Annotated in this window: 25 protein-coding genes and 1 pseudogene; 15 read left to right on the top strand and 11 right to left on the bottom strand. The window is 70.3% G+C overall.

Features of this window, described 5'->3' with window-relative positions; all coding sequences use genetic code 11:
* Positions 1-56: 56 nt before the first annotated feature.
* The 3 genes from ACF068_RS12315 (at position 57) to ACF068_RS12325 (ending at position 3459) form a co-directional block, all read left to right on the top strand.
* A complete protein-coding gene (locus ACF068_RS12315) occupies positions 57-896 on the top strand; it encodes a TIM barrel protein (RefSeq protein ID WP_392274140.1) in 840 nt (279 codons plus the stop codon).
* Between the two features lie 34 nt (positions 897-930).
* On the top strand, positions 931-1821 hold the full coding sequence (locus ACF068_RS12320) for a 2-hydroxy-3-oxopropionate reductase (protein ID WP_392274141.1): 891 nt from the start codon (positions 931-933) through the stop codon (positions 1819-1821).
* A gap of 180 nt (positions 1822-2001) precedes the next feature.
* On the top strand, positions 2002-3459 hold the full coding sequence (locus ACF068_RS12325) for a catalase (RefSeq protein WP_392274142.1): 1458 nt from the start codon (positions 2002-2004) through the stop codon (positions 3457-3459).
* A gap of 593 nt (positions 3460-4052) precedes the next feature.
* Here the strand turns inward: ACF068_RS12325 and ACF068_RS12330 are convergent.
* Positions 4053-4428 (bottom strand): annotated as a pseudogene (locus ACF068_RS12330) (flavoprotein); the annotation flags it as partial.
* A gap of 202 nt (positions 4429-4630) precedes the next feature.
* Here ACF068_RS12330 and ACF068_RS12335 point away from each other — a divergent pair.
* From ACF068_RS12335 to ACF068_RS12345, 3 genes are all read left to right on the top strand, one after another.
* Positions 4631-4987 carry a hypothetical protein gene (locus tag ACF068_RS12335; protein ID WP_392274143.1) on the top strand — a complete coding sequence of 119 codons (357 nt, stop codon included), beginning with the start codon at positions 4631-4633 and terminating at the stop codon, positions 4985-4987.
* A gap of 253 nt (positions 4988-5240) precedes the next feature.
* A complete protein-coding gene (locus ACF068_RS12340; protein WP_392274144.1) occupies positions 5241-5594 on the top strand; it encodes a hypothetical protein in 354 nt (117 codons plus the stop codon).
* A gap of 47 nt (positions 5595-5641) precedes the next feature.
* On the top strand, positions 5642-6118 hold the full coding sequence (locus ACF068_RS12345; protein WP_392274145.1) for a hypothetical protein: 477 nt from the start codon (positions 5642-5644) through the stop codon (positions 6116-6118).
* 177 nt (positions 6119-6295) lie between these two features.
* Here the strand turns inward: ACF068_RS12345 and ACF068_RS12350 are convergent, their stop codons facing one another.
* Together ACF068_RS12350 and ACF068_RS12355 are read right to left on the bottom strand one after the other, a co-directional pair.
* The gene (locus tag ACF068_RS12350) at positions 6296-6457 is read right to left on the bottom strand and encodes a hypothetical protein (RefSeq protein ID WP_392274146.1); all 162 of its coding nucleotides are present in this window, start codon (positions 6455-6457) and stop codon (positions 6296-6298) included.
* 280 nt (positions 6458-6737) lie between these two features.
* Complete coding sequence (locus ACF068_RS12355; RefSeq protein WP_392274147.1) at positions 6738-7358, bottom strand: endonuclease VII domain-containing protein; 621 nt, start codon at positions 7356-7358, stop codon at positions 6738-6740.
* A 119-nt stretch (positions 7359-7477) separates the two neighbouring features.
* Between ACF068_RS12355 and ACF068_RS12360 the strand changes: the two genes are divergently transcribed.
* Positions 7478-8398, top strand: coding sequence for an N-acetylmuramoyl-L-alanine amidase (locus ACF068_RS12360; RefSeq protein WP_392274148.1), 921 nt, complete (start codon positions 7478-7480; stop codon positions 8396-8398).
* Positions 8399-8473: 75 nt separating this feature from the next.
* On the opposite strand, the gene gcl is transcribed toward ACF068_RS12360, so the two are convergent.
* Positions 8474-10258, bottom strand: coding sequence for a glyoxylate carboligase (gene gcl, locus ACF068_RS12365; protein WP_392274149.1), 1785 nt, complete (start codon positions 10256-10258; stop codon positions 8474-8476).
* A 197-nt stretch (positions 10259-10455) separates the two neighbouring features.
* Here gcl and ACF068_RS12370 point away from each other — a divergent pair, with 197 nt between their 5' ends.
* Positions 10456-11262: a hypothetical protein gene (locus tag ACF068_RS12370; protein ID WP_392274150.1), complete on the top strand. Its 807-nt coding sequence runs from the start codon at positions 10456-10458 to the stop codon at positions 11260-11262.
* A gap of 126 nt (positions 11263-11388) precedes the next feature.
* Here ACF068_RS12370 and ACF068_RS12375 read toward each other — a convergent pair whose 3' ends face one another.
* Together ACF068_RS12375 and ACF068_RS12380 are read right to left on the bottom strand one after the other, a co-directional pair.
* Entirely contained in the window at positions 11389-12993 is a 1605-nt protein-coding gene (locus ACF068_RS12375) for an AMP-binding protein (RefSeq protein ID WP_392274151.1), read from the bottom strand.
* Positions 12990-14669, bottom strand: a complete 1680-nt coding sequence (locus ACF068_RS12380; protein WP_392274152.1) for an AMP-binding protein — start codon at positions 14667-14669, stop codon at positions 12990-12992. The genes ACF068_RS12375 and ACF068_RS12380 overlap by 4 nt, the downstream gene beginning before the upstream one ends.
* Before the next feature lie 110 nt (positions 14670-14779).
* Between ACF068_RS12380 and ACF068_RS12385 the strand changes: the two genes are divergently transcribed.
* The 3 genes from ACF068_RS12385 (at position 14780) to ACF068_RS12395 (ending at position 17194) form a co-directional block, all read left to right on the top strand.
* Entirely contained in the window at positions 14780-15646 is an 867-nt protein-coding gene (locus ACF068_RS12385; RefSeq protein WP_392274153.1) for a response regulator transcription factor, read from the top strand.
* Positions 15647-15904: 258 nt separating this feature from the next.
* The gene (locus ACF068_RS12390; RefSeq protein WP_392274154.1) at positions 15905-16555 is read left to right on the top strand and encodes a LysE family translocator; all 651 of its coding nucleotides are present in this window, start codon (positions 15905-15907) and stop codon (positions 16553-16555) included.
* A 114-nt stretch (positions 16556-16669) separates the two neighbouring features.
* The gene (locus tag ACF068_RS12395) at positions 16670-17194 is read left to right on the top strand and encodes a VOC family protein (RefSeq protein ID WP_392274155.1); all 525 of its coding nucleotides are present in this window, start codon (positions 16670-16672) and stop codon (positions 17192-17194) included.
* Between the two features lie 89 nt (positions 17195-17283).
* On the opposite strand, the gene ACF068_RS12400 is transcribed toward ACF068_RS12395, so the two are convergent.
* Positions 17284-18384: a winged helix DNA-binding domain-containing protein gene (locus tag ACF068_RS12400; protein ID WP_392274156.1), complete on the bottom strand. Its 1101-nt coding sequence runs from the start codon at positions 18382-18384 to the stop codon at positions 17284-17286.
* 113 nt (positions 18385-18497) lie between these two features.
* Between ACF068_RS12400 and ACF068_RS12405 the strand changes: the two genes are divergently transcribed.
* A complete protein-coding gene (locus ACF068_RS12405; protein ID WP_392274157.1) occupies positions 18498-19634 on the top strand; it encodes a magnesium and cobalt transport protein CorA in 1137 nt (378 codons plus the stop codon).
* A gap of 416 nt (positions 19635-20050) precedes the next feature.
* Positions 20051-20194 carry a hypothetical protein gene (locus ACF068_RS12410; protein WP_392274158.1) on the top strand — a complete coding sequence of 48 codons (144 nt, stop codon included), beginning with the start codon at positions 20051-20053 and terminating at the stop codon, positions 20192-20194.
* Positions 20195-21170: 976 nt separating this feature from the next.
* Here ACF068_RS12410 and ACF068_RS12415 read toward each other — a convergent pair.
* From ACF068_RS12415 to ACF068_RS12430, 4 genes are all read right to left on the bottom strand, one after another.
* Entirely contained in the window at positions 21171-21578 is a 408-nt protein-coding gene (locus tag ACF068_RS12415; protein WP_392274159.1) for a hypothetical protein, read from the bottom strand.
* The gene (locus tag ACF068_RS12420) at positions 21563-21736 is read right to left on the bottom strand and encodes a hypothetical protein (protein ID WP_392274160.1); all 174 of its coding nucleotides are present in this window, start codon (positions 21734-21736) and stop codon (positions 21563-21565) included. The genes ACF068_RS12415 and ACF068_RS12420 overlap by 16 nt, the downstream gene beginning before the upstream one ends.
* 103 nt (positions 21737-21839) lie before the next feature.
* On the bottom strand, positions 21840-22139 hold the full coding sequence (locus ACF068_RS12425) for a hypothetical protein (protein ID WP_392274161.1): 300 nt from the start codon (positions 22137-22139) through the stop codon (positions 21840-21842).
* A gap of 88 nt (positions 22140-22227) precedes the next feature.
* On the bottom strand, positions 22228-22482 hold the full coding sequence (locus tag ACF068_RS12430; RefSeq protein ID WP_392274162.1) for a hypothetical protein: 255 nt from the start codon (positions 22480-22482) through the stop codon (positions 22228-22230).
* A 922-nt stretch (positions 22483-23404) separates the two neighbouring features.
* On the opposite strand from ACF068_RS12430, the gene ACF068_RS12435 reads away from it, so the two are divergent.
* Positions 23405-23956: a hypothetical protein gene (locus tag ACF068_RS12435; protein WP_392274376.1), complete on the top strand. Its 552-nt coding sequence runs from the start codon at positions 23405-23407 to the stop codon at positions 23954-23956.
* Positions 23957-24115: 159 nt separating this feature from the next.
* Positions 24116-26179: an FG-GAP-like repeat-containing protein gene (locus ACF068_RS12440; RefSeq protein WP_392274163.1), complete on the top strand. Its 2064-nt coding sequence runs from the start codon at positions 24116-24118 to the stop codon at positions 26177-26179.
* The last annotated feature ends 307 nt before the right edge of the window (positions 26180-26486 follow it).

Raw genomic sequence — 26486 nt, forward strand, 5'->3', positions numbered from 1 at the left:
ATCTTCCGTTAAGCAGAAACGAACTTCCGCAATACGGAAGGAGCGCCGAACCCCTCATGGGATACACGGACCAGCGCTTCAATGTGAACCTGTCGATCCTCTTCACCGAACTCCCGCTCCTGGAGCGTCCCGCGGCCGCCGCCGCGGCGGGCTTCACCGCGGTCGAGCTGTGGTGGCCCTGGATCGAGACGCCGACGCCCGACCGGAGCGAGCTCGACGCCCTCAAGAAGGCCCTGGACGACGCCGGCACCCGGCTGGTCGGCCTGAACTTCTACGCCGGACAGTTGCCCGGCCCGGACCGCGGCGCCCTGTCCGTCCCCGGCGAGGAGTCGGAACGCTTCCGCGCCAACATCGACGTGGCCGCGGACTTCGCCGCCTCCGTCGGCTGCAAGGCGCTCAACGCCCTGTACGGCAACCGCGTCGACGGCGTCGACCCGGCCGCCCAGGACGAGCTGGCCCTGGAGAACCTGGTCCTGGCGGCCCGCGCGGCCGACCGGATCGGCGCGATCCTGCTGATCGAGGCCCTCAACAAGCCGGAGTCGCCGCGCTACCCGCTGGTGAGCGCCCCGGCCGCGATCGAGGTCGTCGACAGGGTCAACGAGGCCACGGGACTCGGCAACGCCAAGTTCCTGCTGGACCTCTACCACCTGTCGATGAACGGCGAGGACCTGCCCGAGGTCATCGCGAAGTACACCGCCAAAACCGGTCACGTCCAGATCGCCGACAACCCGGGCCGCGGCGCGCCGGGCACCGGCGACCTCGACCTCGCCGACCTGCTCGGCCGCCTGAAGAAGGCCGGATACGAGGGCTGGGTGGGCCTGGAGTACAAGGCCGGCGACCGCCCGAGCGCGGAGAGCTTCGAGTGGCTCCCGCGGCCGCAGCGCGCGGCCAACTGACTTCACGTACAACAGTTTTGAGAGAGGTACCCTCATGAGCACGCTCCCCAGGATCGCGTGGATCGGTCTCGGCATCATGGGCTCGCCCATGTCCGAGAACCTGCTGAAGGCCGGCTACCCGGTCACCGGCTACACGCTGGAGCAGGACAAGCTGGACCGGCTGGCGAAGGCCGGCGGCACGGCCGCGGGGTCGATCGCCGAGGCGGTCGCCGACGCGGACGTGGTCATCACCATGGTCCCCGCGTCCCCGCAGGTCGAGGCCATCGCCTACGGACCCGAGGGCATCCTCGAGAACGCCAAGCGGGGCGCCCTGCTGATCGACATGTCCTCGATCACCCCGCAGACCTCCGTCGACCTCGCCAAGGCCGCGGCGGACAAGGGCATCCGGGTGCTCGACGCCCCGGTGTCCGGCGGTGAGTCCGGCGCGATCGAGGCCGTCCTGTCCATCATGGTGGGCGGCGAGCAGGCCGACTTCGACGCGGCGCTGCCGATCCTGGAGGCGCTCGGCAAGACCATCGTCCTGTGCGGTCCGCACGGCTCGGGCCAGACGGTCAAGGCCGCCAACCAGCTCATCGTGGCGGTCAACATCCAGGCGTGCGCCGAGGCCGTGGTCTTCCTGGAGAAGTCGGGCGTGGACCTCACGGCGGCGCTGGACGTCCTCAACGGCGGTCTGGCCGGCTCGACCGTGCTGACCCGCAAGAAGGACAACTTCCTGAACCGGGACTTCGCCCCCGGCTTCCGGATCGACCTGCACCACAAGGACATGGGCATCGTGACCGACGCCGCCCGCAACGTCGGCGCGGCCCTTCCGGTCGGAGCGGTGGTCGCCCAGCTCGTCGCCTCCCTGCGCGCCCAGGGTGACGGCGGCCTGGACCACTCCGCGCTGCTGCGCGCCGTCGAGCGCCTCTCCGGTTCGCAGGTCTGAGCCTGCCGGCTCCCCAGATCTCCGGGCGGTGTCGTCGCTGACACCTGTCCTGTCGCGCCCAGGCGACGGCGCCGCCCGGAACACCACAGCTTCACTTTCAACAAACTGTTGACGTGAGCTCGAGGGCCTCCTTACGCTCCTCGCACCGCCAGCAGCTCCCGTACGTATCGGAAGGTCACGATGTCGAAGCGCGTGCTTACGACCGAGTCCGGCGCCCCTGTCGCCGACAACCAGAACTCCGCCACCGCCGGCGTCGGTGGCCCGCTCCTCCTCCAGGACCAGCACCTGCTGGAGAAGCTCGCCCGCTTCAACCGTGAGCGCATCCCGGAGCGCGTGGTGCACGCCCGCGGTTCCGGTGCGTACGGCTACTTCGAGGTCACGGACGACGTCACCGCCTACACCAAGGCGGACTTCCTGAGCGAGATCGGCAAGCGCACCGACCTGTTCCTCCGCTTCTCGACCGTCGCCGACTCGCTGGGTGGCGCGGACGCGGTCCGCGACCCGCGCGGCTTCGCGGTGAAGTTCTATACCGAGGAGGGCAACTACGACCTCGTCGGCAACAACACCCCGGTGTTCTTCATCAAGGACCCGATCAAGTTCCCCGACTTCATCCACTCCCAGAAGCGCGACCCGTTCACGGGCAAGCAGGAGCCGGACAACGTCTGGGACTTCTGGGCGCACGCCCCCGAGGCCACGCACCAGATCACCTGGCTGATGGGCGACCGCGGCATACCCGCCTCGTACCGCCACATGAACGGCTACGGCTCGCACACCTACCAGTGGACCAACGAGGCGGGCGAGGCCTTCTTCGTCAAGTACCACTTCAAGACGAACCAGGGCATCCGCTGCCTGTCGTCCGAGCAGGCCGCCGAGGTCGTCGGCAAGGACGCCAACTCGCACCAGACCGACCTGCTCCAGGCCATCGAGCGCGGTGTGAACCCCTCGTGGACCCTGTACGTGCAGATCATGCCGGCGCACGAGGCGGCGGACTACCGCTTCAACCCGTTCGACCTCACCAAGGTGTGGCCGCACGCCGACTACCCGCTCCAGCGCGTCGGCCGCCTGGTCCTCGACCGCAACCCGGACAACGTCTTCGCCGAGGTCGAGCAGGCCGCGTTCTCGCCGAACAACTTCGTCCCCGGCATCGGCCCCTCCCCGGACAAGATGCTCCAGGGCCGCCTCTTCGCCTACGCGGACGCCCACCGCTACCGCCTCGGCGTCAACCACACCCAGCTCCCGGTGAACGCCCCGAAGGCCACCGTGGCGGACAACTACGGCCGCGACGGCTTCATGGCCACCCGCAACGGCTCGCGCCACGACAAGAACTACGAGCCCAACTCGTACTCCGGCCCGGCGCAGACCGACGCGGCGCTCTCCGCCCCGCTGGCCGTCGCCGGCTACACCGGCGCCCACGCGGCGCCGCTGCACGTCAAGGACGACGACTTCTTCCAGGCGGGCGAGCTCTACCGCCTGATGTCGGAGGAGGAGAAGTCCCGCCTCGTGGCGAACATCGCCGGCGGCCTGTCCCAGGTATCCCGCGAGGACGTCGTCGAAAAGAACCTCGCTCACTTCCACGCCGCCGACCCGGACTACGGCAAGCGCGTCGAGGAAGCCGTCCGCGCGCTCCGCGAGGACTGAGCACCAGACCGCGTACGGCTCCGACGGGAGGTCGGCAGCCGTACGCAGTCCGTACCGCGGGCCCGGATGAGGGGTGGCCAACGGTACGGACGGCGTGAGGACCGCGGCGGCGAGCGTGCCAGTGCGGTGGTGAGGACTTCCGGCCCCCTTCTTGACCTGAAGGAAGGCCGGGCCGGAACTCCGTCGCCCGCCGCCGCGGTCCCAGCGCGACACCTCCCCCACAGACCCCCGTCCGGCGGCGCGAACGTCCTGTCGCGCCAGCCTCGCGCCGTCGGACGGCCACAACCGCACACCGAGGAATGAGCCAGAGCGCGGAGTCGGGGTTTACGGTCCCCCGACTCCGCGCTCTTCTTTATAAGCCGTGATCTGCATGTGTGGTGTTCTCCGCGGGCTCCTGAATTTAATGGGAACACGATGGGAACCGAAGCCATGCCCGCCGGGCGAGCAGGGACCCCCGGGCCCGTCGGCCCGACGGGCGAGGATGGCGAGGACGGGCGGAGCCACCCACCCGGCTACTCCTGGCAGGCACCGATCGACGACCCGGACGCGCTGATCTGCCGTCAGGCCGGGAGGGGGCTTTCGTTACGTCCGGGTCAGTCCCGAGGCGGCCGGACGGCACGGTCCACGGCGTCCAGGGCGAGGCCCCACGGATACTCCGCCGGCTTCCCCTGGCCCGGCTGGTTCGGCACGAACCCGCCCTCGCCGTACAGCATCGTCACACCGAGCCCGCGGAGCGTCTCCACGGACCGGTCCAGCGCCGAGTGCCGCGCGTAGGCGGCATTCACAGCACGGCATGGCGACGATCGGAATGCCCTTGCCGATGCCCTCGGCCACGACGCCGATAGCCCACTTCGAGGTCAGCCCAAGCGCCCACTCGTTGACCGAGTTGAAGGTCATCGGCGCGAACAGGACGGCGTCCGCCCTGGGCCACACGTCCGGCTCCCCAGGCATCCCGTACTCGGAGCGCACCTCCTCGTCATGGCCCCATCCGATCACAAGCGATCGCCCCCATCCCGGGTGGGACAGGGGCGGTCAAGGGTCCGCCGCGGGTGTCCGCCGGTACCGTTCCGGATGACGAGTCAGGAACTGGAGACGAGGATGTCCAACCGGGACGACGACCACACGGGTGCCCGCATCAAGGAGCAGCGGAAGCTCGCCCGCCTGGCACCGAGTGACCGACGCTCACGTCGACCCGCGCGGGCTCCTGACGCTGGGCTTCGCGCTGTACGCCGACACCCGGCTGCCGGGCGTGCGGATGTGGCACGCCAACCGGCCGGGCGGCGCCGAGGTGTGGCTCCAAGACCCGGACGGCTCCGCGGCATCGGCCGCCACCGGTGAGGCCGCGCACGAGTACGGCGCGCGGAGTCTCTGGCAGGAGGTCGAGCGGGTGCACGACGAGTACGCCGCCCTCGGCTCGCCCGAGTCCCGGGACTTCGGGCTGACGGTGACGGCCCGCCGGCACCAGACGTGGCTGCACCACCCCGAGCGGATCATCGAGCCCGCGCCGGTCCGCGAGGCCGCCCGGTGAGACCGCCCCGGCAGGCCATGACCGCCCCCGCCGCGGCCGGTCCCTGATGGGCCCCTCCGGTACCTCCACCGGGTGCCTGACCGGCCGGGATGCATCTGGACAGCGTTCACGCACGTCCCATCAGGCCGAGCGACAGCGATCGGTTCGGATGACACGTTCAGGGGACGAACGCCGTGAACGCCCGTAGCCGGCAACTGTCGAGCGGTACGTTCGCCGCCCCCGTACACCGCCGACCCACAAGGGGGCCACCCGCATGACCAGCCCGTACGATCCCCACCCGTACATCAGCACACCCGTCGCCACCGGCGGTCGGCCCCGGATGTTCCACAGCACCGCAGCGAAGGTGCTGTGGCTCCTCGTCCCGATCGTCACCGTCAGCATCGCCGCCGCCGTCCCGTTCGTCGTGGCGGCGGTCAAGGGCGTGATCAAACCGTGGGTAGCCGTCGTGTACGTCGTCGTCGAAGTTCTGATCCTCGGCGTCGGCACCGTCGTCGTCGGTCCGGACGAGGAAAGCCCCTTCGTGGGCTTCCTCATCGTCATGCTGATCGTCACCGCCGCCACCCACACCGCGCTGCTCGACAACGAGAGGGTCACCATCGGCAAGTAGAGGCCCATGCCGTGCGCGCCGCGGCGGCCACTGGGCAGGATGGGCGCATGGTCGACGACGAGCGCACGGGATGCGCGCTGCCGCGGGGGGCGACGGGTTTCCTCCGGCCCGGGGACGGGGCCCTCCCCGACACCGATGTGCGGGGCTTCCGCACCGCGCTGTACGAGGCCGCGCGGGTCGCCGGGGGCAGGGTGGGCGAGGTGGAGGAGCGGACGTACCCGCTCACCTTCCACACCGCGTCGGTCATCGACCGGGCGGGCGAGCACGTCGTCCTGTGCCACGCCCACCTGCCCTGGGTCGCGTTCGGCCGGGACCGCCGGAACTGGTACGACGAGGAGTTCCTGGACCCGCCGGCCTGGGCCTCCGCCTTCACCCACGTGGGGTTCACCGTCCTCGACCGCGAGCGGCTCGCCACACCGCTCACCGACGTGGACACCTCGGGCTTCACGCGGGACGAGTGGCGTGCCGTCCGCCTCTACCGCGTCACCACGCTGGGCGGTGTGCTCTTCAACACGTGGGCCTGAAGAGCGCTGGACGGGGCGGCACCGGCCGGCGTTGTCAGTGGTGCCCCCTACCGTGGAACACGTCCTTACCCGCGCTGCTGGCTGCCGCGTGCTGCGGACCGCGATCGGCCCCGCCCGGAACAGCGCCCGGGCGGGGCCGTCGGCGAGCCGTCCCGGCCGCCAGGTCGTGTCCGCGACCTAGCCCGACGACGGGTCGATCAGCTTGTCCAGGGACCTCCTCACCGCCTCGTACGCCGCTGCCGTCATCTCGTCCGGTGCCTGCTGCTCCTGCCGGTGCGCCCAGTCCCGGGTGACCCGGATGCGGCGGAGCAGTTCGTCGGCGTCCACTACATCTGCCATGGGGGCCGGGTACCCCGATTCGGGCGTTGCGCGCATGGGTGTTCGTCACTATCCGTGGGTATCACCTCACTGGACGTACACCACGTGCACGTACGAGAGCTCCGGAAAGGGGGGCCATGGCGTGGTATCCCGCTGCGACGCGCATGGAGTTGCAGCCAGAGTCGGACGCCCAGGCGGCTATCCGGCCCACCCAGTTCATCCTGCACAGCATCGCCGCTCCCTGGACCGCACGCCCGATGTACGCATACGGAGGCGTAGGCCAGGGTTGCTCCTCACAGGGCTACCGGGAGGCGTGGCGCTCCAGGTACGCCGCTGCGGCACGCAGCAGTTCGGGGCTGTCGCGGAACTTCCCCAGTCCGTGGTTGCACGCGCTGCACACCAGACCCCGGACACATCTCCCGCAGGTCCGCGCAGCGTCCGGGCAGCAGCCATGATCGTGGTCGACGCACAGGGCGAGCCCGTTGCCGTCGGGCTGCTCGCAGATGGCACAAACGCCTCCTTGGGTCGCCAGCATCTCGGCATAGCGGCCCGGCGCCAGCCGGTACAGCGCCTTGCGCTGCGCGTCCCGTGCGCAGGTTCGGCAGCTTCCCTGCAACCCATCCTTGGTCCTGGCATTGCGGTTGAACATGTCCGGGCGAAGCCAGAGGAGGCAGGTACGACACTGCTTCTCGCCACGCGAGTTCCGGTCATGCGGCTTGGCGAGCCGCCGGTCCGGCAGCGCAGTCAGTTCGCGCCCCGCATTGCGCTGCCAATTGTGGCTCGCGCACAGGCCCTTGCTGACGTACGTCCGCGTGCAACCGGGAAATTCGCATCGCCGGGTCTCCGTCGCCGTAGTGCCGTGCATACGATGCGCGGCCCCAGGACCGGTGTCTCCCTTGCGCTGCCACCGCTGGTAGTGCATGGCGCACCACCCTCGGGAGCGTACGCGTACAGGGCGACCACACCCCTCGACCCCACAGGTGAGTTCGTTCATGCCGATGTCCCCCGAAAGGACGTTCCCGAGGCAAAGGAGGCACCCTGATGGCCTGGTGCCCGTTCGCGAGAAAAATGGAGCTACAGCCTGAGAGCGATCAGCAACCCGCCATCCGGCCCACACAGTTCATCCTGCACAGCCTTGCCGCACCATGGACCGCCCAGAGGATCTACGAGTACTGGCAGACTAGCTCACTCGAGTCGCACTTCGGCCTCGGGTACGAGGGCGACCTCGGGCAGTACGTCGGCACCGAGACCCGCGCGGACGCCAACTACCAGGCCAACCGCCGCCCGGACGGCACCGGGGCGGTGTCCATCGAGACGGCGTCCAACCTCCAGCACACCGACCCCTGGACCGACCGGCAGGTCGAGCAGCTCATCCGGCTCGGGGTGTGGCTGCACCAGCGGCACGGCATCCCGCTGCGGATCTGCCGCAGCGCCTCCGATCCGGGGTACGGCTACCACCGGCTGCACGCCGCGTGGTCGAGCGGTGGTACGGCGTGCCCCGGTGACGCGCGGGTGCGCCAGTTCAGGAACGTCGTCTTCCCGGGGATCGTCGCCCGGGCCAACGGCCAGTCACAGGAGGACCCCATGCCGACCGTCATCAACGAGACACAGGAGGGCGGCCCCGCCCTGGAGGCCGGCACGTACAAGCAGTTGGCCATGGCCAACGACGCCGCGCTGCTCCAGGGCCCGTGCGCCTACTCCGCGACCACGTACGCCACGGTCAAGGGCCAGGCGGGCACGCGCATCACCATGCGGTTCTACGACTACCACCTGGGCACCAAGCACCGCTCCTACGACCTGCCCATGGACTGCGGCACCGTCGGCGCGAACGGGGTCCTGAACGTCGCCGTGACCCGCAACGGCCTCCTGGACACCAACGAGGTGTTACGGGTGGAGATCCTGGCCGACCGGCCGGCGACGGTCACCTGGCGGGTGCTGCGCGCCCTGCGCTGGTCCTCCTGAGGACACGGGACGGCCCCCGTCCCGGGGTTCCGGGGCGGGGGCCGTCCGGTGGTACGCGCCGGACGCGGGGCCGGGTCAGACGAGCGGGCGGATCGCCGTCGGGGCGTGGCCCGGCTCGGTGGCGAGCTCCTCGAACTCGGTGACGTTGCTCATGTCGACCGTCTTGCTCATCGAGATGTTGGTGACGCGCTCCAGGATGGCCTCGACGACCACCGGGACGCTGTACTCGGCGGCGAGCTTCTTCGCCTCCTCCAGCGCGGCGCCCAGCTCGTTGGGGTCGGTGACCCGGATGGCCTTGACGCCCAGGCCCTCGGCGACCTTGACGTGGTCGACGCCGTAGACGCCCAGTTCCGGGGTGTTGATGTTCTCGAACTCCAGGTTGACCTGGAAGTTGATGTCGAGGTTGATCTGCGCCTGGCGGATCAGGCCCAGGTAGGCGTTGTTCACCAGGACGTGGACGTAGGGGACCTTGTGCTGGGCCGCGACGGCCAGTTCCTCGATCATGAACTGGAAGTCGTAGTCGCCCGAGAGCGCGACGATCGGGGTCTCGGGGTCGGCCACGGCGGCGCCGATCGCGGCCGGGATGGTCCAGCCGAGCGGGCCGGCCTGGCCGCAGTTGATCCAGTTGCGCGGCCGGTAGACGTGCAGGAACTGCGCGGCGGCGATCTGGGAGAGGCCGATGGTGGTGACGTAGCGCGTCTCGGGGCCGAAGGCCTTGTTCATCTCCTCGTACACGCGCTGCGGCTTGATCGGGATGTTGTCGAAGTGCGTGCGGCGCTGGAGGGTGGCCTTGCGCTCCTGGGCGGAGGCGGCCCAGGCGCCGAAGTCCGGCAGCTCGCCCGCGGCCTTGAGCTCCTTGGCGATCTCGATGAAGAGCTCCAGGGCGGCCCGGGCGTCGGAGGCGATGCCGTAGTCCGGGGCGAAGATCTTGCCGATCTGGGTCGGCTCGACGTCGACGTGGACGAACTTCCGGCCCTTGGTGTAGGCCTCCATGTTGTAACCGGTGTGACGGTTGGCCCAGCGGTTGCCGATGCCGAGGACGAAGTCCGACTCCAGGAAGGTCGCGTTGCCGTAGCGGTGCGCGGTCTGGACGCCGACCATGCCGGCGCTCAGCTCGTGGTCGTCGGGGATGGTGCCCCAGCCCATCAGGGTGGAGATGACGGGGACGCCGGTCAGCTCGGCGAACTCGACCAGCAGGTCGGAGGCGTCGGCGTTGATGATGCCGCCGCCGGCGACGATCAGCGGGCGCTCGGACTCCAGCAGGAACCGGAGGGCCTTCTCGGCCTGGGCGCGGGTGGCCCGCGGCTTGTGGACCGGCAGCGGCTCGTACGTCTCCGGGTCGAACTCGATCTCGGTCTGCTGGACGTCGATCGGCAGGTCGATGAGGACCGGGCCGGGACGGCCGGAGCGCATCAGGTGGAAGGCCTGCTGGAAGACGCCCGGGACCTGCGCGGCTTCCAGGACGGTGGTCGCGGCCTTGGTGACCGGCTTCGCGATCGAGGCGATGTCGACGGCCTGGAAGTCCTCCTTGTGGAGCTTCGAGACCGGGGCCTGGCCGGTGATGCACAGGATCGGGATCGAGTCCGCGATCGCCGAGTACAGACCGGTGATCATGTCGGTGCCGGCCGGGCCGGAGGTGCCGATGCAGACACCGATGTTGCCGGCTTTGGCGCGGGTGTAGCCCTCCGCCATGTGGGACGCGCCCTCGACGTGGCGGGCGAGCGTGTGGTTGATCCCGCCGCCCTCCTTGAGGGCCTTGTAGAAGGGGTTGATCGCCGCGCCCGGCACACCGAACGCGTTGGTGACGCCTTCGCGCTTGAGGATCTCAACTGCCGCTCGGGCGGCGGTCATACGAGGCATTGGGTGCTCCTGCTTCGGCCAGCGGATTCGGCTCTGTCGCGCCACCTGAGAGCTTCGATTCCGTAATGCGGAAGTTTAGTTCTGCTATACGGAAGCAATGTAGGGTGTGGCAGAGATGCAGTCAAGGGATGGCCGAAGTCCCTCCCCAAGAGGGCGCCCTTCATGGACCATGGGTCACGGAACGAAGGGGGTCATACGTGGGAGAGAACGTCCCGGTACGCTGCCCGGCCTGCCGCCGGACCCACGGCTACGTGCCACCCGTCTACCCCTGCCCGTGCGGCGCCTGTGTCGTCCCGCCGCTGCTCAGGGGCGCGCCCGCCGAGCCGATCACCCACCGCACCTGGACCGACGAGTGGGTCACCGTCCGCTGCGCCGCGTGCGGGCGCCAGGACCAGTGGCCGCAGCCCGAGCTGGGGTGCCCCTGCGGGACGGTGCTGCGCGTCCCGGTGCGGCCGGTGACCGCCGTACCGCCGCCGGTGGCCGACCCCGGCGACACGGGCCCGCCGGCCCCGCCGCCCGGACCGACCACGGCCATCACCGGGGTCTCCACGGTGCCCGCCCACATCCCGCTGCCCCGCACCGCCGCCGTACCGCGCCCGTCCTTCCGTCCGGTCACCATCCGGACGGCCCGCGACGCGGTCACCACCGCCGCGCTCTACCTCCGCTGGCTCGGCTTCCGCGACGTCGTGCAGCCCGAGGAGAACGCGGGAGCCGGGTCCGGCACGGGCGCCGGGTCCGGCTTCGGGGTGGACCTGCGCGGTCCCGGCCTGGTCGCCCAGGTCGACCCGACCACCCGGCCCACGTCCCTGCGCGCCGTCGAGTGCCTGTGGCTGACCGGGCTGGCGGCGTCGGCGACCAGCGTGTCGTTCTCCCTCGCGGGGTACGAGCAGCGGGCGCGCGCCCGCGCCGACCGGCTGCGGCTGCCGCTGTTCGTCATGGACCTCACCGGCACCCCGCAGCCCGTCAACGGCGCCGCGGACGAACTCGTCGCCCGCGGCGCCTGACCCGGCACCCCCGGCCGTCCCGGCACCGGGCCGTCCGGCTGGCGGGTGCGCCGACACGCGGGCGGCGCCCGGCCGTCCGGCGGGCGGGGCCCCGGAGGCCCGGCGGCCGGTCCCCGTAAGCGCGCGCTAGCCGCCGTACGTCCGGCGCAGTTCCACCTTGCGCACCTTGCCGCTGACCGTCATGGGGAAGGCGTCGAGGACCTCGACCCGGCGCGGGACCTTGTAATGCGCCAGCCGGTCGCGGCAGTACGCGGTGATGTCCTCCAGCGTCGGCGGGTCGGCCGGGTCGCGGGGGACCACGCAGGCGAGGATCTCCTCCCCGTACCGCTCGTCGGGAACACCGACCACCTGCACGTCGGCGATCTTGGGGTGGGTGTACAGGAACTCCTCGATCTCGCGCGGGTAGACGTTCTCCCCGCCCCTGATGATCATGTCCTTGATCCGGCCGACGATCCGGACGTACCCGTCCTCCCGCATCTCCGCCAGGTCGCCCGTGTGCATCCAGCGGCCCGCGTCGATCGCCTCGGCGGTCCGCTCCGGCTCGTCCCAGTAGCCGAGCATCACGCCGTAGCCGCGGGTGCACAGCTCGCCCGCCTCGCCGCGCGGCAGGGTGGTGCCGGTCACCGGGTCGACGATCTTCACCTCGACGTGCGGCAGCACCCGCCCCACCGTGCCGGTGCGGCGCTCCAGGTCGTCGTCGCGCCGCGTCTGGGTGGAGACGGGCGAGGTCTCGGTCATGCCGTAACAGATGGACACCTCCGCCATGTGCATCTCGGCCACGACCCTCTTCATCACCTCCACCGGGCACGGCGATCCGGCCATGATCCCGGTGCGCAGCGAGGACAGGTCGTACGTGGCGAAGTCCGGCAGGTCCAGTTCGGCGATGAACATCGTCGGCACGCCGTACAGCGAGGTGCACCGCTCCCGCTGGACGGCGCGCAGGGTGGCGGCCGGCTCGAAGGAGGGGGCGGGGATCACCATGCACGCCCCGTGGGTGGTGGCGGCCAGATTGCCCATGACCATGCCGAAGCAGTGGTAGAAGGGCACGGGCAGACAGATCCGGTCCCGCTCGGTGTAGCCGAGCGTCTCCCCCACGAAGTAGCCGTTGTTGAGGATGTTGTGGTGGGTGAGGGTGGCGCCCTTGGGGAAGCCGGTGGTGCCGGAGGTGTACTGGATGTTCATGGGGTCGTCGCACGACAGCGCCGCCTCCCGGGCGGCGAGTTCGGCGTCCGGGACGGTGCCGGCCAGCAGCTCGTCCCACGAGGCGTCGCCGATGTGGTGAACGGCCCGCAGCCGCGGGCAGTCGCCGCGCACCCGGTCCACCAGGGCCCGGTAGTCGCTGGTCTTGTGGGAGACGGACGCGATGAGCAGGGAGACGCCCGCCTGGTTCAGGACGTACGCCAGCTCGTGCGCCCGGTACGCCGGGTTGATGTTCACCAGCACCGCGCCGATCCGGGCGGTGGCGTACTGGGTGAGCACCCACTCCGGACAGTTCACCGCCCAGATGCCCACCCGGTCGCCCTTGCCGACCCCGGCCGCGAGCAGCGCCCGCGCCAGCCGGTCGACGTCGGCGCCGAACTCGGCGTACGTCCAGCGCCGGCCCGAGACGGCGTCCACCAGCGCCTCGCGGCCCGGGTGACGCGCCACCGTCCGCGCCAGGCCGGCGCCGATGGTGTCACCGAGCAGAGCGGTGGTGCTCACGCCGTGCGCGTACGACAGGTCCGGGCTCATCCCAGGTCCCCCTCGGTGTACTCGGCCGACGACCCGGCCGCCGTGCGCTCACGCAGTTCGATCCGGCGGATCTTGCCGGACACCGTCTTGGGCAGGTCGGCGAACTCGATGCGGCGGATCCGCTTGTACGGCGCCAGCACGGCGCGCGAGTGGGCGAACAGCGCCTTCGCCGTCTCCGGGCCCGGCTCCCAGCCCTCGGCCAGGACGACGTACGCCTTGGGCACCGCGAGCCGCACCGGGTCGGGCGCCGGGACGACCGCCGCCTCGGCCACCGCTTCGTGCTCCAGCAGCGCGCTCTCCAGCTCGAACGGCGAGATCTTGTAGTCGGACGCCTTGAAGACGTCGTCGCCGCGGCCGACGTACGTGACGTACCCGTCGGGGTCGCGCGCGCCGATGTCCCCGGTGCGGTAGTAGCCGCCCGCCATCGCCTCGGCCGTACGCTCCGGGTCGCCGTGGTAGCCGGTCATCACGCCCACCGGGCCGGTCGACAGGTCGACGGCGATCTCGCCCTCGTCCGCGCCCGGCTTGCCCGTCACCGGGTCGAGCAGTTCGATGCGGAAGCCGGGGCTCGGCCGCCCCATGGAGCCCGCCTTCAGCAACTGGCCCGGGCTGTTGGAGACCTGGACGGCCGTCTCCGTCTGACCGAAACCGTCCCGGACGGTCACGCCCCACTCGCGCCGGACCGTCTCGATCACCTCGGGGTTCAGCGGCTCGCCGGCGGCGACGACCTCCCTGGGCGGGGTGCGCAGGGCGGACAGGTCCGCCTGGATGAGCATCCGCCACACGGTGGGCGGGGCGCAGAAGCTGGTGACCCCGTGCCGGTCCATCTCCGTCATCAGGCGGGCGGCGTCGAACCGCGTGTAGTTGTGGATGAAGACGGTCGCCTCCGCGTTCCAGGGCGCGAAGAGGTTGGACCAGGCGTGCTTGGCCCAGCCGGGCGAGGAGATGTTGAGGTGGACGTCGCCCGGCCGCAGCCCGATCCAGTACATCGTCGACAGATGACCGATGGGGTACGAGGTGTGGGTGTGCTCGACGAGCTTGGGGCGGGCGGTGGTGCCGGAGGTGAAGTACAGCATCAGTGGGTCGTCCGCCCGGGTCTCCCCGTCGGGCGTGAAGCCGGCCGGGGCGTCGCGGGCGTCCTCGTACCGCAGCCAGCCGTCCGCCGCCGCGCCGCCGACCGCGATGCGGGTGTACTCCCCCGGTACGTCGTCGAACTTGGCCGTGTCCTCCGCCCGTACCAGCACATGGCGGACCCGCCCGCGCTCGACCCGGTCCCGCAGGTCGGCGGCGCCGAGCAGCGGGGTGGCGGGGATGACGACGGCGCGCAGCTTCATCGCCGCCAGGGCCGTCTCCCACAGCTCGGCCTGGTTGCCCAGCATGACCAGCAGCCGGTCGCCGGCCCCGACGCCCTGGGCGCGCAGCCAGTTGGCGGCCCGGTCGGAGCGGTCGGACATCTCCGCGAAGGACAGCCGGGTCCCGGTGCCGTCCTCCTCGACGATGTGCAGCGCGGTGGCGTCGTTGCCCGCCGCGATGACGTCGAACCAGTCGAGCGCCCAGTTGAACCGGTCGGGCCTGGGCCAGGTGAAGCCCTCGTACGCCGCCTCGTAGTCCTCCCGGTGCCGGAGCAGGAAGTCCCGGGCCGACCGGAATTCCTCCGTCGCGCCGCTTGCCGCCATGTGTCCTCCTCGTTGCCGCGCGTCGCCGCGCATTGCGGGACCCGTCGCCGACATCGTGTAATCGGTGACCCAGGTCTCACTACCCCCGGACGGGGGTGAAGGAGCGGCGTGTGTCCGAGCGGGTCGAGGAAGCGGTCGACGTACGCGGGGCGTTGCTGCGGCTGCGCCGTACCACCGGGGTGCACACCGCGTTCGGCGGGCTGCTGCTGGACGGGCGGCGGCTGCGGATCGCCGAGCAGACGGGCGCGGTGACCGGTGCCCTGCCGGGCCTGGTGATCGGCGCGGGCAGCGGGCTGGGCGGCAAGGCCATCGCGCTGGCCCGCCCTTGCGCGGTGACGGACTACCCGGTGGCGCGCCACATCAGCCATGAGTACGACGGGCCGGTGGCGGCGGAGGGGTTGCGGTCGGTGCTCGCGGTGCCGGTGGTCGTGCGCCGGCGGGTACGGGGGGTGCTGTACGGGGCGCTGCGCGAGGCGTCGCCGCTGGGCGGGCGGGTCTTCGACGCGGCGGTCGCGGCGGCGCGGGACGTGGAACAGGCGCTGGCGGTACGGGACGAGGCGCGGCGCCTCCCGGCAGCGGGCGCGGGAGGAGGGCCGGCCGGCCGCGCCCCGGCGGGGGCGGCACCGGACGGGGAGGGGCGGGGCGCGTGGGAGGCGGTGCGGGAGGCGCACGGGGAGCTGCGGGCGCTGGCGCCGCGGATCGCGGACCCGGCGCTGCGCGCGGAGCTGCTGGCGGTGTGCGGGCGCATCGCCGCCGCCCAGGCGGGGCCGGGCGCTCCGGTCGTGTCCCTGGCGCCGCGGGAGGTGGACGTGCTGGGGGCGGTGGCGTCGGGCGCGACGAACGCCGGGGCGGCGGAGCTGCTGGGGCTCCGGCCCGAGACGGTGAAGGGCTACCTGCGGTCGGCGATGCGGAAGCTGGGCGCCCACACCCGGGGGCAGGCGGTCGTCGCGGCCCGCCGGGCGGGGCTGCTGCCCTGAGGTGCGCCGGGTGCCGGGTGCCCGGCGGGGGCGGCGGGGTGCGGCGGGGTGCCGGGTGCTCGCCGGGGCCGGCCGGGGGCGGCGGGGGCCCGGGTGCTCGGCGGGGCGGGGGCGGCGGAGAGCGGCGGGGTGCCGGGTGCTCGCCGGGGCGGGTGCTCGCCGGGGGCGGCGGGGTGCCGGTGGAGGGCCGCTCGGGGGCGGGCGGGTGGGGGTGGCCGGGCCTGTCGCGCGGGTCCTCGCGTGCGTAGGGTGTGGGCCATGGTGTCCACCGACCGTGTGCTGGCCTTCGCGGCCATGTCCGTGCTCGTGATCGTGATTCCGGGCCCGAGCGTCCTGTTCGTGATCGGCCGCGCTCTCGCCCACGGCCGCCGTACCGCGCTGGCGACGGTCCTCGGCAACGTGCTGGGCTCCTACGTCCTGGTGGTGGCCGTGGCCCTGGGCGTGGGGGCGGCCGTGGAGCGGTCGGTGGCCGTCTTCCTGGCGGTCAAGCTGGCGGGCGCGGCGTACCTGGTCCTCCTGGGGGTGCAGGCGTTCCGGCACCGCAAGGAGATGAAGGCCGCCCTGCTGGACGCACCTCCCCCGGCCGCGGCGGCCCGCGGTGACCTGCGCACGGTGGTGGACGGTGTCGTCGTGGGCGTCACCAACCCCAAGGGCATCGTCTTCTTCGCGGCGGTGCTGCCCCAGTTCGTGGACCACGCGGCCGGCGGGGTGGCGGCGCAGATGCTGCTGCTGGGCCTGGTCCCCATCTGCATCGGCCTGATCACCGACACCCTGTGGGGCCTGGGCGCGGCCGCCGCCCGCGGCTGGTTCGCCCGCTCGGACCGCCGGCTGTCGATGGTGGGCGGCGCGGGCGGCTTCGCGATGATCGGCCTGGGCGTCACCGTGGCGGCGACGGGACGGGCCGACTAGGCGTGCCCCGGTCGGCCGTCCGGTGCTGATCTCGCGGCGATACAGGACCGTACTCGTCCTGATTCGGTCCTAGGCTCGGCACCTCGCGAAGGACCGGACGAGGGGACGAGACCGATGAGTCACACCGCACCCGAGGGCTACACCAGCGTCGCACCGTGGGTGGTCACCGACGACACCGGCGCACTGCTCGACTTCATCACCGCCGCGTTCCACGGCGAGGAACTCGCCCGGGTGCCGGTCGAGGACGGCACCATCGGCCACGGCGAGATCCGCGTCGGCGACACGGTCGTGCTGGCCTTCGACCGACGGCCCGACTGGCCGGTGATGCCCTCCCTGCTGCGGGTCTACGTCCCGGACGCGGACGCCGCCATGGCGGCCGCGGTCAGGCACGGGGCGCAGGTGATCACCGAGGCCGCTGACAGCGCGTGGGGGGATCGCGGCGGCCGGGTGCGGGATCCGTTCGGCAACATCTGGTGGGTGATGAGCCGGGTCGAGGACGTCGCACCGGACCGGGCCTGGGAGCGCATGTCCGAGCCGAGGTACGCCGAGGCGATGCGTATGGCCCAGGAAACGCTGGATGCCGCGCTGAGCGGCCGGAAGTCAGGGGTGGCGAGTGCCCCGCGGCGTCCGGCCCACTGAGACCGGCCCGGCTTCATGGGCATGTTGCCCGCCCCTCATCCCCGCCCCGCGCCAGGCCCGGCCAGGGCTGCGCGTCCTCGTACCGGCTACTAAAGAGTTCCGAACCGGACGTCGCACGGCTTGCCCGGGGCCAGCACCGTCATGGTGTGCTCGGTCTCCTCGGCCACGGCGGTGCGCTGCTCGCGGGTGAGGTTCCCGAACGGCTGCACGGTCACCGTCACCGCGTCCTTCGTTTCGTCCGGCCGCCAGATCCCGGCGAGGAAGCCGTCGACGAGGAAGGTGCGGTACGCCTGGTTGCCCTTCCAGGTGCGGTCCTTGTACTCCGCCGGGACGACCCGGGTGCGGTCGGCGTGCGAGAGCAGCAGGTTGTCGAACTCGGGCAGGAGTCGGGGCGGGGCCGGGGTGTCCGGGTCGGGGCGGGGCGCGTCGGGCAGGTCGAAGAGCTCGGTGCCGTCCTCGTCCCGGAAGGTGAGCAGCCCGGGCCGCAGCCGCTCGAATGCGTCCCGCAGCCGGGTGAGGCCGGACCAGGTCTGCATGTCCTTGACGGAGGCCGGCCCGAAGGCGGCGAGGTAGCGCAGGACGGTCTCCTCCCGGCCGGCCGGGTCGGCGGTCCGCCCCAGCCAGGCCTCGGCGGTGGTGAGGGCCACCTGCCCGCTGCGTCCCCAGAGGCCGCGCGGGGTGACCTGGACCAGCGGCAGCAGGCACCGGGCGGCGACGGTGAGGGCGAGCGGATCGGCGTCGGGCCACTCCGCCAGCAGCGCCTCGCGGATCTCCTTGGGCGTACGGGGCCGCTCCTCCACCAGGTCGCGGGCCAGTGCCGCCAGCCGCTCCAGGTCCACGCCCGCCAGGCCCTTGCGGAAGGCGGTGACCTCCCGGTCGCGCGCGGCCTGGACGAGTGGCCGCAGTGCCAGGACGTCGTCGGCGGTGTGGGTGTGGATGGTGGACCGCATGGTGACGATCCGTGCCACCGCGCGGGTCTCCATCAGCGCGGACAGTTCCTCGGGGCGGAAGTCCGCGAGGCGGGCGGCGAGCGCGACGTAGGGCGGCTTGGTGTTCTGCGCCTGGAGGCCGACGAGGTGGGCGACGGCGTGTTCCGCCGGCATCGGGGTACGACGCAGCAGGAGCTGCCGCGCCAGGGTGGCTCGGTTCAGGGCGCGGGTGGAGAGGACGGGCTTCGTGACGGAGACCATGCCCGGCACGCTACGCACCCTTGAGGACAGCGGCTGTCCTCAAAACGTTCCGCCGGCCGCCATGCCGGGGCAAACCGGGACGTATATCGTTCGACCCGGGAGGTGAGCCCCGCATGACCCTGCCCTCGAAGAAGCCGAACCGGCGCCGGCGGCCCTTCGGCGCCGCACCCGCCGCCGATCCCCCGCCCGCGCTCGCGGCAACCCCGGCCCCTGCCCCGGCGTCCGACCGGGGCAGCGTGGTCCAGGCCTCCCTCTACCGCGACGGCCGTGAGGTCTCCTCCCCCGCCACCCTCGCCGAGACCTTCCGCCGGCTGCGCGACACACCGGACGGCATGGCCTGGATAGGGCTGCACCGCCCGTCCGAGGCGGAACTCCTCTCCCTCGCCGCCGAGTTCGACCTCCATGAGCTGGCCGTCGAGGACGCCATGGAGGCCCACCAGCGCCCGAAGCTGGAGCGGTACGGCGACACGCTCTTCGTCGTCCTGCGGGCCGCCCGGTACCTCGACGCCCAGGAGGAGGTCGACTTCGGGGAGCTGCACGTGTTCCTCGGCCCCGACTTCCTGATCACCGTCCGCCACGGCGCCGCCCCGGACCTCTCCGCGGTGCGCCGCCGCATGGAGGAGACCCCGGAGCTCCTGGCCCTGGGCCCCGAAGCGGTGCTGTACGCGATCCTCGACGCGGTCGTCGACGGCTACGCCCCGGTGGTGGCCGGCGTCCAGAACGACATCGACGAGATCGAGACCGAGGTCTTCCGGGGCGACCCGGAGGTGTCCCGCCGGATCTACGAACTCTCCCGCGAGATGGTCGAGTTCCAGCGCGCCACCCGCCCTCTCGTCGGCATGCTGCACAACCTGATGGCCGGCTTCGCCAAGTACGGCACGGACGAGGAACTCCAGCGCCATCTGCGGGACGTCGCCGACCACGTCACCCACACCAGCGAACGCGTCGACGGCTTCCGCCAGGCCCTCACCGAGATCCTGACGGTCAACGCGACCCTGGTCACCCAGCAGCAGAACGCGGAGATGCGCGCGCTGGCGGAGGCGGGTTTCGAGCAGAACGAGGAGATCAAGAAGATCTCCTCCTGGGCCGCCATCCTCTTCGCCCCCACCCTGGTCGGCACCATCTACGGCATGAACTTCGACCACATGCCGGAGCTGCACTGGGTGTACGGCTACCCCTTCGCGATCCTGCTAATGGCGGTGGTGTGCACGAGCCTGTACGTGATCTTCAAGAAGCGCGACTGGCTGTAACCAACAGACTGGGAATATTGATCGACTTCACGAGTGCGAATGGCCCCAGAGGGTCGTTTCATGGTCCTGGGGAGAATCTGGGGAGAATGCGCCGGGCTGGCTGGAGTGTCCGAGCCACCGGGCAGGCGTGACGACGGACTCACCCGCTTCGAGGACGACGCTTCCCTGCAGCGGGACCTGGTCGCCCGGCCGAAGTGAGTGATCGACGGGAACTACAACTCGACCCTGCAGATCCGGCTCAATGCCTGCGACACGGTGGTCCTGACGGACGTCTCGACCGTGGCCGCACTGTACGGGATCGTCTCCCGGCAGATCCGGCACGGGGCTGGGCACAAGGGCAACGGAGTGCACAACCGTATCTACTGGGGCGTGACAGGTACGTGGCGACGTACCACCGCACGATGCGCCCGCGAGTCATGGCGAAGATCGAGGAATTCACCTCGGGCCGTGTCGACGTGGTGCTGCTGTCCAACCGGCGGCAGACGCGCCACTGGCTGCGGAAGGTCTCCGCCGCGCCACAGCTGAGCGCTCCACGCCGCCGAGGCGAAGGTGCGGCATGAGCCGCGCAGCCGACCCGCGATCTCCCTGTCACTGCTGACGCGGCCGGCACAGACGATGGCGTGACTGCCGCACTCAGAACGCAGTTCGTCCTGATGAGCCGGCCACGGAGTGTCCCAGCGGTCCTCGGAAGGGGCCGGGAAGCATGATGAGGCATGACGTACGACGGTCACCAATGGTGTGAAACGGCCATCCGGAGCTCCATGTGCGCGACGCCAACGGGACGGCCGCAAGGCGGCTACTGGGCTGGCAGGGGGTTCTGCCACTTCCCGTGATCTGGTCCGTCATCCTCCCAGTACCGGCACAGCAACCACCACCGTCGAGTGTGTCGCCTGGCCGCGCCCGACGCTCCGCTCGCGGTTCCTCCGGCCGGGCTAGCCACGGCTAATCGCGGTGTCCGACCGTGCCAGCAGCGCGCCGAAGCCAGTAAGCACTTGCCGGTCGACCTCGTGCTGGATCAGGGCGGTCTTCTTCATCGGCGAAAACCCTGAACTTGATTTAACCCGCGCATCGCCGCGGCGATCGCCAAGGGAGTCGAGGTCGGTGAACTGCCGACCGTCCCACGGCTGAACCACAACGCCCCTCGCCGCTGAGCACTCAGCCACATAGACGCGGAAGCGGACCGCTCGCAGCGAGCCGCGAGGGCAGTTCAGTCGCCGCTCGTCCTGATCTGCGCTCCGCGTGCGTTGCGCTCGTACGTACGCCGATCTTCTGGGCGACCTCCCGTTCCAGGTCCAGCCCGTTCATCTCCGCCACGGCGGTCAGGTAGAGGAAAATGTCGGCCAGCTCTTCTCCGAGGTCGGGAAGGCCCTTCCGCCAGGCGGTAAAGGCTTTTCCGATTTCGGCCGTCAGGAGTCCGAATCCAGGGCCACGTCGGTGGTGTTGCAGCCTTCTACGAGCTTGTTCTCCCAGGCGAGCTTCTGGGCGGATGAGATGTCCACGACTCCTCCGGGGCGGTACAGCGGGAGCTGCCGCAGCCTAGCGGGCCAGGCTGGCGGCTTTCCCGTCGCGGGCGAGGAGTCGCTGACGGATGACGGGCGGGGGCGCGGTCAAGTGGACAAACAGGCCCACGCGGTCGATCACGCTCTCGGCCAGGTCGAAAGCCTCGCTCCAGGTAATGCGTGACCTGCCGCGATGCAGCGGTCCGTAGACCAGGTCAGTCACGAAGCAGCGGTCGAAGAGGATACGGCCGGCACCGTCGAGGATCTCGCGGTACCAGTTGGCCCGGTCGAGACGATCCGGCGTTCGGGAGGAGTCGATCACCCGGAAGCCGTGCTGTGCTGATAGGCGCTCCGCGAGCGTGCTCTTGCCGACCCCGTCAGGACCTTCGAGGACGAGGGTGTCGTGGGCGGTGGCCATCTCGTCGAGGTTCACATCGCCAGCCATGCCTGCACCGCCTCCATGTCGTCGAGATGAGCGTGGACGGCGCACTGGATCATGAGGTTGCGCCAGTTCGGCTCGCGGCCGGAGGCGTGGGTATACGTCGGGCGAAAGTGGACAGCGGCGATCCCCACGCCGGACGCGAGGGCGGCACCGATCAGCAAAGCGGTACCGGGAGGGGCCCACGGGCGGGGGACGTCCGCCAGGAGCCGCGACGCTCTGCACGCCGCGGAGAGATCGTCGAGGGCGCCGATGATCGGGTCGGTGTCAGTGAACCGCCGGGACAGCACCACCTCGTGGCCGGCGTCCAAGCAGGGGGCGGGCCAGGTAGTCGTGGCCCGGCGCCGCGTACGGCGACCCCTCGACATAGACGAGTCCGCCATCACTGTCGGCGTGGAGATCGGAGATCGGCAGCCCCGCATTCATCAGGATGGTCAGCATCTCCACCGCCAGTGGGCGGCGCCCGTCCGGTACCCCCGAGGTCGTAATCACCGCCCGCTTCAGAGCGTTTGCGGCCTTCGCCTGCCACAGGTCATCGGTCGGGTTGCTGGCGTACGATTCGGTCACGGTGGTGCTCCTGGCGCTGGGGATTGCCTTTCGTACGCCAGCTTGCCCAGGGGTCTCGCGTCAAGACCGTTCCGTAGCCCGTTCGGCCTCACCTTGGCGATACCCGTGCAACGGGCGGGGCGTCAGACCGCAGTCCGGTGCAGGCCCCCTCCGGTGCGGTGGCGTAGGAGGGACTGAGGTTGTACTCGAGGGTCTGGATGTAGTCGGCCACGTACGGCGCGAGCGAGAGCACGTCGCCGGTGAGAGTGGCCGGATGGCGCCAGGTCGTCGTTCGTTCACAGCGCCGACAGCGGCGGGCGGCCAGTTCCACCGCGCGGTCGCGGATCTCATGGTCTTCTTCCACGGGCCCGGGCCCTATCCACGCCGTTGAGTGTGCTGTCCTCACTTTCCATGGCTGGGGTGCCGAAGAAGGGATGGTCCGGTTTCTGAGTGCTCGGGCCTGCAGTTGGATGGTGGGCCATGCCGGAGGCAGTCGGGAAGATCGGAAACGTCAGCCAGTCCCGTTACGAGTAGATCACGGCCGACTGCGGCACGTGATCGAACAGCAGACCCGCTGGCAGTTCACGATCGGCGACCGCTCCTTGGAGATCGAGCCGATGCGGATCCGCAGCGGACGGTCGCGGAGTCGCTGCGGCGGCTGGTCGAGGACATCGACCTGAGGGCCAGCAGAACGGTGAAAACGGCCAGGTAGGTGGCCTCCCGGAAAGACAACGGCTTCTGAGCGCCGTGCTGGCGTCCCGCTGCTGCCGTGCCACTGCCGCGCTTCCGCCAACGCTTGCTGCGGTTGTGGCCCGTTGGGGTGTCGTCCCGCTGGCTTTGAGGGCCCGGCCGTTGGTGCAGGCGCTTCGAAAACTGCGGCAATGCTCGGGGTTCGCGGTGAGGTGAGACATCCGCACGTGGGCGGCGAGGCGGTAGGTGATCACGGGTGGATGGTGTGATGTAGATCACTGAACCAGTGAGCCGTTTCTGTGCGAAGTCGTACAACCTTTTGGGCGAGTGGCGAAGATCACGGCGGAATACCATATTCCGCCCGTTTCCGGGTGATTGGCGGGTGGACAGTGATCCGTCGAACGAGGTTCGATTTCCGAGGCCGGAGCAGCTCCAATCGAAGCACTCCCTCTGCGCAACGCCGAAGGTGGAAGCCGTCGGAGACGGCAATGTTCCGGCCGGGCAGTGGGGGACTGCACTCGCATTCCGGTCACCTTCACGCCCGTCTTGAACCACGTTCCGGTCAGCTGGCCGGTACTGACGACCCTAGGACTGTGATGAAGGCACGTACCGCCCACGTGGCGAAGCCGCAGCGGAAACGATTCATGGCGCGTACGCTCGGCGCCGCAGCCGCCGCTGGCGCCTTGGTGTGGCTCGCGCTCGCGGGCAGTGTGCCCACCGAGAGTGGAACGAAGACCCAGGCGATCGCGCCTGTCGCGGTCGAGGGACCCGGCTACGCGATCGAGGACTTCAACTACCCGGGGGCCGACAAGATCCTGGCGGAGAAGAACATCGTTCTTAAGCGCGGCGACGGCCACATCACCCTCGTCGACTGTTCCAGCGGCCCTGGACTTCTGGAGGTCTGGGCCCGCGAGCAGGCGGGGGCGAAGTTCTGCTTCGAGGTCGTGGGCAACTCCGGCTGGCTGACCCTGGAGATTCCCTCGGTCGCCCTCATCAAAGGCAACGATTACACGACCGAGGTCGACATGACCGTGGGCGCGGAGGAGAAGACGTTCGACATCGCCAAGAACGCGTGGACCTCGGTGGGTGAGAGCGCGGAGGAGCAGGGCCGCCAGCACATGCTCGTGGAGATCAGGTCCACTAAGTAACACTCGGTCAGCTCACCCACTGTCCACACCTGCGCCCCGCTGAAACGGAAGCGCGAACCTCCCACCAAGGAAACCAACATCTTGCGACACCCCAGACCCCACCGCCTCGCCACACTCACCACGGCCCTCGCAGCGGCACCTCTGGTGGTGTTGGCCACCATGCCCGCCCACGCTGTCACCGGCCCTGCCGCCACGGACAATGCCTACGCGTTCGCCGCCAAGGTGGAGATCGGTGAGGGAGACAGCAAGCGTGCTTGCTCCGGTGCCCTGATCGACACCCGCTGGGTGCTGACCGCTGCCTCATGTTTCTCCGGCGGGCTCACCGAGCTCGCGCCCGGCAAGCCGGCCGAGAAGACGGTCGTCACCATCGGCCGCACCGACCTGACTGCCGCCACAGGGGGTCATGTCAGCGAGGTCGTCGATCTCGTACCGCGGGCGGGCCGTGATCTGGTCATGGCTCGGCTGGCCCAGCCTGCCACCGGTATCGCACCGGTCAAGATATCCACGACCCCGGCAGCTCCGGGCGACACTGTCACGGTCGCCGGATACGGTCGCACCAAGGACGAGTGGTCGCCGCTCAAGCTCCACACCACCATGTTCGCGGTGGGCTCCGTCACCGACGCAGATGCGAACATCGCCGGCAAGACGGCGAGCGATGCGATCTGCAAGGGCGACACCGGCGCTCCCCTCCTGCGCGTAAGCAACGGCAAGCCGGAACTCGTCGCCGTCGCCAGCCGCTCCCAGCAGGGCGGATGCTTCGGCACCGACACGGCCGAGACCCGCACCGACGCGATCGCTGCACGAGCCGACAACATCAACCTCGGCAACCGCATGGCCGCCGGCCACCAGCTCCTGCCCGGTGACAGCCTCACCTCCGCTGCGGCACGCCTGACCATGCAGACCGACGGAAATCTCGTCATCGCTTCAAACGCCGGCAAGGCCCTGTGGTCCACCGCCACCAGCGGCAACCCGGGGGCCACTGCCAAGTTCGACACCAGCGGCAACCTGATTATCCGTAATGCCGCCGACACCGCGACCCTGTGGGAGACCAAGACGACGGCGGCCGGTGGCCACGTCGTCCTGCAGGACCGCGGCAACCTGGTCCTCTACAACGCCAAGAACGAGTCCCTGTGGTCCAGCAACACTGTCGTCCGCAACGACATCAACGGCGACGGGCGCAGCGACATCGGCACCTGGTACACCTTCAGCGCCGGAACTGACGCCACGTACACGTTCTTCGGCCAGGGCGACAATGGGGCACTCAGTGCGCCCTTCAAGTCATACGCCGCCCCGGTGGGCGAGTGGGACGCGAAGTACATGAAGTTCGTCTCCGGCGACTTCAACGGTGACGGCCGCGGCGACATGGCGATGATCCGCGGCTACGGCGACACCAGCGTGAAGGCCTTCGTCGCCCTCGGCAAGGTCGATGGAGGCTTCGCAACCCCCGTCCAGGCGTGGAGCTCGCCCGCGAACGGTCCGTTCCACTACAGCTACATGACGCCACAGGCCGGTGATTTTAACGGCGACGGCCGCGACGATATGGCGGTCTGGTACGCCGGCGCCGACGGAACCACCAAGCTGTGGACGTTCACCACCAAGGCCAACGGCACCTTCAACACACCCATCGCCTCGTGGTCCGCACCCAAGGACACGTGGCTCCGCACGAACACGAAGTTCGTCACCGGCGACTTCAACGGCGACGGACGCGAGGAACTGGGCGTCTACTACGACCAGGGCGGTACCGGAATGAAGACCTACGTCTTCACTACTCAGCCCAACGGCACCTTCGCCAACCCCACGCCTTGGTGGGAGACCACGCTCAAGTGGGACCAGGCCACCCCGCAGGCCGGTGACTTCAACGGCGACGGACACGACGACACCCTGATCTGGTACGACTACGCCGACGGCAGCGACAAGACCAGCACCATGCTGTTCGAGAAGGTGGACGGCAAGAACAAGTTCGGCTCCGCCAAGATCACCCTCAACAGCTCCGGCAGCCTCGACGTCAAGCGCCTGCAAATGGCAACCGGCGACTACAACGGCGACGGCCGCGACGACCTCGCCATCATGAACCACCAGAACGACAACGTCGTGAAGATGTGGACCTGGACCGCCCGGCCCGACGCCCAGTTCAACGGCGCCCAAGCCGGCTGGGCATCCGCACCCGGCGCCTGGAGCTACGCCTCCACCAAGCTGGTCAGCATCTACCACACCGGCAACTGACCATCACACCAGCAGCGGGGGTGCCCGTGCCGCCGAGCGACCGGACACCCCCGCTCACACGAAAGCGCATGGGCCGCTAAGGGCCGCCAACGACGGAATCTCGGAGTCGGCCCCAGACAGGGGGAGCAACGACGGACAGACAGTTGATCACCATGCTGACAGGCGCTCGGAGCAAGACATTGCAGCGGACCGGTGAGGGGGCGCTTCGGCGGCACTCGGCCCAAGCGGGTGCTTTGGAATCGGCCCTTGAAGGGGAGACCCATGGTGCGGGTACAGACCCAATCCGGTTTCAATGCCCGTAGCAGGC

Origin of the sequence: Streptomyces sp. NPDC016309 (genome assembly GCF_043077235.1) — a bacterium.
Lineage (GTDB): Bacteria > Actinomycetota > Actinomycetes > Streptomycetales > Streptomycetaceae > Streptomyces.

Excerpts from the sequence above, each read along its gene's own strand:
- ACF068_RS12315 (WP_392274140.1), top strand. The coding sequence starts at position 57 with ATGGGATACACGGACCAGCGCTTCAATGTGAACCTGTCGATCCTCTTC.
- ACF068_RS12320 (WP_392274141.1), top strand. The coding sequence starts at position 931 with ATGAGCACGCTCCCCAGGATCGCGTGGATCGGTCTCGGCATCATGGGC.
- ACF068_RS12325 (WP_392274142.1), top strand. The coding sequence starts at position 2,002 with ATGTCGAAGCGCGTGCTTACGACCGAGTCCGGCGCCCCTGTCGCCGAC.
- ACF068_RS12340 (WP_392274144.1), top strand. The coding sequence starts at position 5,241 with ATGACCAGCCCGTACGATCCCCACCCGTACATCAGCACACCCGTCGCC.
- ACF068_RS12345 (WP_392274145.1), top strand. The coding sequence starts at position 5,642 with ATGGTCGACGACGAGCGCACGGGATGCGCGCTGCCGCGGGGGGCGACG.
- ACF068_RS12350 (WP_392274146.1), bottom strand. The coding sequence starts at position 6,457 with ATGGCAGATGTAGTGGACGCCGACGAACTGCTCCGCCGCATCCGGGTC.
- ACF068_RS12355 (WP_392274147.1), bottom strand. The coding sequence starts at position 7,358 with ATGCACTACCAGCGGTGGCAGCGCAAGGGAGACACCGGTCCTGGGGCC.
- ACF068_RS12360 (WP_392274148.1), top strand. The coding sequence starts at position 7,478 with ATGGCCTGGTGCCCGTTCGCGAGAAAAATGGAGCTACAGCCTGAGAGC.
- gcl (WP_392274149.1), bottom strand. The coding sequence starts at position 10,258 with ATGCCTCGTATGACCGCCGCCCGAGCGGCAGTTGAGATCCTCAAGCGC.
- ACF068_RS12375 (WP_392274151.1), bottom strand. The coding sequence starts at position 12,993 with ATGAGCCCGGACCTGTCGTACGCGCACGGCGTGAGCACCACCGCTCTG.
- ACF068_RS12380 (WP_392274152.1), bottom strand. The coding sequence starts at position 14,669 with ATGGCGGCAAGCGGCGCGACGGAGGAATTCCGGTCGGCCCGGGACTTC.
- ACF068_RS12390 (WP_392274154.1), top strand. The coding sequence starts at position 15,905 with ATGGTGTCCACCGACCGTGTGCTGGCCTTCGCGGCCATGTCCGTGCTC.
- ACF068_RS12395 (WP_392274155.1), top strand. The coding sequence starts at position 16,670 with ATGAGTCACACCGCACCCGAGGGCTACACCAGCGTCGCACCGTGGGTG.
- ACF068_RS12400 (WP_392274156.1), bottom strand. The coding sequence starts at position 18,384 with ATGGTCTCCGTCACGAAGCCCGTCCTCTCCACCCGCGCCCTGAACCGA.
- ACF068_RS12405 (WP_392274157.1), top strand. The coding sequence starts at position 18,498 with ATGACCCTGCCCTCGAAGAAGCCGAACCGGCGCCGGCGGCCCTTCGGC.
- ACF068_RS12410 (WP_392274158.1), top strand. The coding sequence starts at position 20,051 with ATGGCGAAGATCGAGGAATTCACCTCGGGCCGTGTCGACGTGGTGCTG.
- ACF068_RS12415 (WP_392274159.1), bottom strand. The coding sequence starts at position 21,578 with ATGGCTGGCGATGTGAACCTCGACGAGATGGCCACCGCCCACGACACC.
- ACF068_RS12435 (WP_392274376.1), top strand. The coding sequence starts at position 23,405 with ATGAAGGCACGTACCGCCCACGTGGCGAAGCCGCAGCGGAAACGATTC.
- ACF068_RS12440 (WP_392274163.1), top strand. The coding sequence starts at position 24,116 with ATGCCCGCCCACGCTGTCACCGGCCCTGCCGCCACGGACAATGCCTAC.